5 protein-coding genes are annotated in these 6154 nt (G+C 67.2%); all 5 read left to right on the top strand.

The window, feature by feature from the left end; genetic code table 11:
- Window positions 1-254 precede the first annotated feature (254 nt).
- The 5 genes from recQ to N5C25_RS19965 all read left to right on the top strand — a co-directional run bounded on the left by recQ (window position 255) and on the right by N5C25_RS19965 (window position 6142).
- The gene (recQ, locus tag N5C25_RS19985; protein ID WP_111102128.1) at window positions 255-2060 is read left to right on the top strand and encodes a DNA helicase RecQ; all 1806 of its coding nucleotides are present in this window, start codon (window positions 255-257) and stop codon (window positions 2058-2060) included.
- A gap of 196 nt (window positions 2061-2256) precedes the next feature.
- On the top strand, window positions 2257-2637 hold the full coding sequence (locus N5C25_RS19980; protein WP_262214368.1) for a CopL family metal-binding regulatory protein: 381 nt from the start codon (window positions 2257-2259) through the stop codon (window positions 2635-2637).
- A 77-nt stretch (window positions 2638-2714) separates the two neighbouring features.
- Window positions 2715-4526: a copper resistance system multicopper oxidase gene (locus tag N5C25_RS19975; RefSeq protein ID WP_279937744.1), complete on the top strand. Its 1812-nt coding sequence runs from the start codon at window positions 2715-2717 to the stop codon at window positions 4524-4526.
- Window positions 4523-5548 (top strand): copper resistance protein B, encoded by a 1026-nt coding sequence (locus N5C25_RS19970; RefSeq protein WP_279937743.1) that lies wholly within the window; start codon window positions 4523-4525, stop codon window positions 5546-5548. The genes N5C25_RS19975 and N5C25_RS19970 overlap by 4 nt, the downstream gene beginning before the upstream one ends.
- A gap of 81 nt (window positions 5549-5629) precedes the next feature.
- Window positions 5630-6142: a GNAT family N-acetyltransferase gene (locus tag N5C25_RS19965; RefSeq protein ID WP_279937741.1), complete on the top strand. Its 513-nt coding sequence runs from the start codon at window positions 5630-5632 to the stop codon at window positions 6140-6142.
- Window positions 6143-6154: the final 12 nt, after the last annotated feature.

The following is a 6154-nucleotide window of genomic DNA, read 5'->3' as shown; positions in this document are numbered from 1 at the left end:
TCGACCAAGGTCGACACCCACCAACGGCCGCGGGAAACTGTCGAAGGTGGGGCGGTGTCTGATTGCGGGGTGTCAGCCGCATGGATGCGGCTGCCAAGCCTACAGGGACGTACTTGCGGCGTCCCCGCAATCCGACACCGCCCCACCAAACCACGAATCACCCCAGAGCCGGCTGTTGCCTTTGACGTTGCACTGGCTTGCAGCGGGTGCAGGGCGCAGCCCTGCCGACTCCCCCGCCGGGGTAAACTAGCCGGATGGCTTCCCGTCCCGCGCACGACCTGCTCCAACGCGTCTTTGGTTACGACGATTTCCGTGGTCCGCAGCAGGACATCGTGGAGCATGTGGCTGCCGGTCATGATGCCCTGGTGCTGATGCCCACCGGCGGTGGCAAGTCGCTGTGTTACCAGGTGCCGGCCCTGCTGCGTGACGGATGTGGCATCGTCATCTCGCCGCTGATCGCGCTGATGCAGGACCAGGTCGAAGCCCTGCGCCAGCTCGGCGTTCGTGCCGAGTACCTGAATTCCACCCTGGATGCCGAGACCGCCGGCCGCGTCGAACGCGAGCTGCTGGCCGGCGAGCTGGACATGCTCTATGTCGCTCCCGAGCGGCTGCTGACCGGCCGCTTCCTGTCGCTGCTGTCACGCAGCCAGATCGCCCTGTTCGCCATCGACGAAGCCCACTGCGTGTCGCAGTGGGGCCACGACTTCCGCCCGGAATACCGCCAGCTGACCGTGCTGCACGAGCGCTGGCCGCAGATTCCGCGGATCGCGCTCACCGCCACCGCCGACCCGCCGACCCAGCGCGAGATCGCCGAACGCCTCGATCTGCAGGAAGCCCGCCACTTCGTCAGCTCGTTCGACCGCCCCAACATCCGCTACACCGTGGTGCAGAAGGACAACGCCCGCAAGCAGCTGATCGATTTCCTGCGCGGCCACCGTGGCGAGGCCGGCATCGTCTATTGCATGTCGCGGCGCAAGGTCGAGGAGACCGCTGAATTCCTGTGCGGCCAGGGCTTCAACGCCCTGCCCTACCACGCCGGCCTGCCGCCGGAAGTGCGCGCGAACAACCAGCGCCGCTTCCTGCGCGAGGACGGCATCGTCATGTGCGCCACCATCGCCTTCGGCATGGGCATCGACAAGCCGGACGTGCGCTTCGTGGCGCATACCGACCTGCCCAAGTCGATGGAAGGCTACTACCAGGAAACCGGCCGCGCTGGTCGTGATGGCGAAGCTGCCGAAGCCTGGCTGTGCTACGGCCTGGGCGACGTGGTACTGCTCAAGCAGATGATCGAACAATCCGAGGCGGGCGAAGAACGCAAGCAGCTGGAACGGGGCAAGCTCGACCACCTGCTGGGCTACTGCGAATCCATGCAATGCCGCCGCCAGGTGCTGCTGGCCGGTTTTGGCGAGACCTATCCCCAGCCCTGCGGCAACTGCGACAACTGCCTGACGCCGCCGGCCTCGTGGGATGCGACCATTCCGGCGCAGAAGGCGCTGAGCTGTGTCTACCGCAGTGGCCAGCGCTTCGGCGTCGGCCACCTGATCGACATCCTGCGCGGCAGCGAGAACGAGAAGGTCAAACAGCAGGGCCACGACAAGCTCAGTACCTATGCGATCGGCCGCGACCTGGATGCGCGCACCTGGCGCAGCGTGTTCCGCCAGCTGGTGGCCGCCAGCCTGCTGGAAGTGGACAGCGAGGGCCACGGTGGCCTGCGCCTGACCGATGCCAGCCGCGACGTGCTGACCGGTCGCCGCCAGATCAGCATGCGCCGCGACCCGGCCAGCAGCGCCAGCGGGCGCGAGCGCAGCGCGCAGCGCACCGGCCTGTCTGTGCTGCCGCAGGATCTGGCGCTGTTCAACGCGCTGCGCGGTCTGCGCGCCGAACTGGCCCGCGAACAGAACGTGCCGGCCTTCGTGATCTTCCACGACAGCACCCTGCGCAACATCGCCGAGCAGCGCCCGACCAGCCTGGATGAACTGGCCCGGGTCGGCGGCATCGGCGGCACCAAGCTGAGCCGCTACGGCCCGCGCCTGGTCGAGATCGTGCGCGAAGAGGGGTAGCGCCGGGCGCCTGGCCAGGCGCCTCCCCATCGCCAACCGTGCGCTCGTCCCCCTGTAGAGCCGAGCCCACGCTCGGCTGCTTCTGCGTGAACGGCAGCCGAGCGTGGGCTCGGCTCTGCACTGGTGCAGGTCCAACCTTGAACCGGCCATTCAGCCGGAAGTGCATCCACAGCCCCTTTGCGGCTAGATTAGCGCCATGTCCCTCGCCTCGACCCTGCTCCGTGTCGTGCTCATGCTCAGCCTGTTGCTCAACGGGCTGAACGCGGCCATGGCCAGTGGTCACGAGGAAATGGGCCGGATGGCCCACGCGGTAGCCGCCCTTGATGGCGGTGATGCCGACTGCCACCACCACGCCGCCATGCAGGCCGACGAGGCCCCGCAGGCCGAGGCCCCCGCCCACGACGCCCACTGCCAGATCAAGGACTGCGTGCGCAGTTGCGCCCAGCACCCGTTGCTGGTGGTGCAGCCGTTGCCGTATCTGGCGGGCCCGGCACTGTCGCTGGCGCCGCAGCCGATGCCGGCCACTGGCCGGCCGGCGCCGCCGCTGCCGCCCATCTCACGCCCTCCCATCGGCTGATTCCACACGCATCGTGCGCCCTGCGCACCGTAGCCGGCCCCCCCTGCCGGCATCTTTACGTGTCTGGAGTCTCCACCATGAATACCCGCAATCCCCCCGGTCCGGGCGCTGTGCCCATGCCGTCGCGCCGCCTCTTCGTGCAGGGCCTGGCCGCCGGTGGCGTGGTCGCCGGCATCGCCGCTGTCGGCGTGCCGCAGCGTGCGCTTGCCGCCGCCCGCGCCACGCCTCGCCTGGCCGGCGCCCCCGCTGTCCTCAGCGACACCCGCATCGAACTGGCCATCGGCGAATCGCTGGCCAACTTCACCGGGCGCACCCGCCCGGCGATCACCGTCAACGGCTCGCTGCCGGCACCGATTCTGCGCTGGCGCGAAGGCCAGACCGTGGACCTGTTCGTGCGCAACACGCTGGAGCGCCACCCGACCTCGATCCACTGGCACGGCATCTTGCTGCCGGCCAACATGGACGGCGTGCCCGGCCTGAGCTTCAACGGCATCGGCCCCGGCGAGACCTACCACTACCACTTCCAGCTGAAGCAGTCGGGCACCTACTGGTACCACAGCCATTCGATGTTCCAGGAGCAGGCCGGCCTGTACGGCGCGCTGATCATCGACCCGGCCGAACCGGCGCCGTACCACCACGACCGCGAGCACGTGATCATGCTCTCGGACTGGACCGACCTGGATCCGGGCGTACTGTTCCGGCGCATGAAGAAGCTCGCCGAGCACGACAACTACTACAAGCGCACGCTGCCGGATTTCCTGCGTGACGTGAAGCGCGATGGCTGGTCGGCCGCGCTGTCCGACCGCGGCATGTGGGGGCGGATGCGGATGACGCCCACCGATATCTCCGACATCAACGCGCACACCTACACCTACCTGATGAACGGTACGGCGCCAGCCGGCAACTGGACCGGGCTGTTCCGCAGCGGGGAAAAGGTACTGCTGCGCTTCATCAATGGCGCCTCGATGACCTACTTCGATGTGCGCATTCCCGGCCTGAAGATGACCGTGGTCGCCGCCGATGGCCAGTACATCCATCCGGTCAGCATCGATGAGTTCCGCATCGCTCCCGCCGAAACCTACGATGTGCTGGTCGAGCCCACCGGCCAGGACGCGTTTACCATCTTCTGCCAGGACATGGGCCGCACCGGCTTCGCTGCCGGCACGCTGGCGGTACGCCATGGCCTGCAGGCGCCGATCCCTGCACGCGACCCGCGCCCGTTGCTGACCATGAGCGACATGGGGCATGACATGGGTGGTGGCGGTCATGGCGGGCACGACATGACCGCGATGAAGGGCATGGAAGGCGGCTGCGGCGCCAGCATGGGCCACGGTGCGCATGGCGGCGGTGATGCCGCCAGCAAGGCGCCAAAGCACCCGCCCAGCGAGCGCAACAACCCGCTGGTGGACATGCAGAGTTCGGCTACCGAACCGAAGCTGGACGACCCCGGCATCGGCCTGCGCGACAACGGCCGCAAGGTCCTGACCTACGGCGCGATGCGCAGCCTGTTCGAAGACCCCGATGGCCGCGAGCCCAGTCGTGAAGTCGAGCTGCACCTGACCGGCCACATGGAGAAATTCTCCTGGTCGTTCGACGGCATCCCGTTCGCCAGCGCCGAGCCGCTGCGGCTGAACTACGGCGAGCGCATGCGCATCGTGCTGGTCAACGACACCATGATGCAGCACCCGATCCATCTGCACGGCGTGTGGAGCGATCTGGAAAACGCACAAGGCGAATTCCAGGTGCGCAAGCACACCATCGACATGCCACCCGGTACACGCCGCAGCTACCGCGTGCGCGCCGACGCGCTCGGCCGCTGGGCCTATCACTGCCATCTGCTGTACCACATGGAAGCGGGCATGATGCGCGAAGTGAGGATCGAAGAATGAGCCGCTCACTGCTTTCCCCAAGCCTGCTGGTCCTGGGCCTGACCGCTGCAATGCCGGTGTTCGCGCAGTCGCACGCGGGCCATGACATGGGCACGATGAACGCGCCTGCGAAGACCGCGAAGGCGCCGGCCGAACCGGTCGATCATTCAAAGATGGATCATTCGGAGATGGACATGGGTGCAGCGGATCACGCCGGCATGGACCACTCCACGATGGACCACTCGAAGATGGACCATGGCGCGATGCAGCCAGCGGCGATGGACCATTCGCAGATGGACCACGGGGCGATGGGCCACGGCACGCCTGCACCCACCGAACCGCGCGAACCGATCCCGGTCCCGACTGATGCCGACCGCGCCGCCGCCTTCCCGCCGATCGCGCATGGCGCGATGGAACACGCGCCGGAGATCAACAGCCTGCTGCTGATCGACCGGCTTGAGCATTGGGATGGCAAGAGCAGCAACGGCCAGGCCTGGGAAGCCACCGGCTGGATCGGCGGCAACATCAACCGCCTGTGGCTGCGCACCGATGGCGAACGCAGCCGCGGCCGCACCGAATCGTCGTCACTGGAAGCACTGTATGGTCGCAGCGTGTCGCCGTGGTGGGACGTGCTGGTCGGCGTGCGCCAGGACTTCCGCCCGTCCGACTCGCGCACATGGGCGGCCATCGGCATCCAGGGTCTGGCGCCGTACAAGTTCGAAAGCTCGGCCACGCTGTACATGGGCTCCGGCGGCCAGGTGCTGGCCAAGGCCGAGGTCGAGTACGACGTACTGCTGACCAACCGCCTGATCCTGCAGCCGCTGCTGGAAGCCACCGTTGCGGCCAAGGATGAACCGGAGTACGGCATTGGTCGCGGACTGAACAAGGTCGAAGCCGGGCTGCGCCTGCACTATGAGTTCAGCCGTCGCTTCGCGCCGTACATCGGCATCAGCCACGAACGTACGTTTGGCGACACCGCCGACCATGCCGGTGACCACGCGCGCGACACGCGTTGGGTGGCGGGCGTGCGCATGTGGTTCTGAGCAGCGGCTCGTGAGCAATGGCCAGCCCCGGCAGCCGCCGGGGCCGGCTACACTGCGCCACGCTCCATTGCAGGCACCGCCATGTCGTTGCAGATCCGCCGCGCTACCCTTGCCGATGTCGACGCGCTGTCGGCCATCGCAATTGCCACGTACAACGAAACCTGGGGCGATTCCTATCCGCCGCAGGAGCTGCACGATTTCCTGCAGGCGCACTACAGCAGCGAACCGCAGCGCATCGAACTGTCCGACCCACGCAGTGCCATCTGGCTGTTGCTGGACGGTGATGCCGTGGTCGGCTATCTGGCCGCCGGTGCCAACACCTTGCCGCACACGGATGCACGCGAGGGTGACATCGAGCTGAAGCGGTTCTACATCCTGGCCGCACACCAGAATGGCGGACATGGTGCACGCATGATGGACGCGTTCATGGCGTGGCTGGACCAGCCGCAGCGCCGCACCCTGTGGGTAGGCGTATGGAAAGAGAATTTCGGCGCACAGCGCTTCTACGCGCGCTATGGCTGCAGCAAGGTTGGCGAGTACGACTTCATCGTCGGCGATACCCACGATCGCGAGTTCATCCTTCGGCGGCCGTGATCACGCGCCCCA

The sequence above is a fragment of the Stenotrophomonas sp. GD03958 genome, from assembly GCF_029839005.1.
GTDB lineage: Bacteria > Pseudomonadota > Gammaproteobacteria > Xanthomonadales > Xanthomonadaceae > Stenotrophomonas > Stenotrophomonas hibiscicola.
This window is presented reverse-complemented; position numbering and strand designations above follow the sequence as displayed.

Bases quoted from the DNA above. Each gene is read 5' to 3' on its own strand.
- N5C25_RS19980 (WP_262214368.1), top strand. From the start codon at position 2,257: ATGTCCCTCGCCTCGACCCTGCTCCGTGTCGTGCTCATGCTCAGCCTG.
- N5C25_RS19965 (WP_279937741.1), top strand. From the start codon at position 5,630: ATGTCGTTGCAGATCCGCCGCGCTACCCTTGCCGATGTCGACGCGCTG.
- N5C25_RS19975 (WP_279937744.1), top strand. From the start codon at position 2,715: ATGAATACCCGCAATCCCCCCGGTCCGGGCGCTGTGCCCATGCCGTCG.
- N5C25_RS19970 (WP_279937743.1), top strand. From the start codon at position 4,523: ATGAGCCGCTCACTGCTTTCCCCAAGCCTGCTGGTCCTGGGCCTGACC.
- recQ (WP_111102128.1), top strand. From the start codon at position 255: ATGGCTTCCCGTCCCGCGCACGACCTGCTCCAACGCGTCTTTGGTTAC.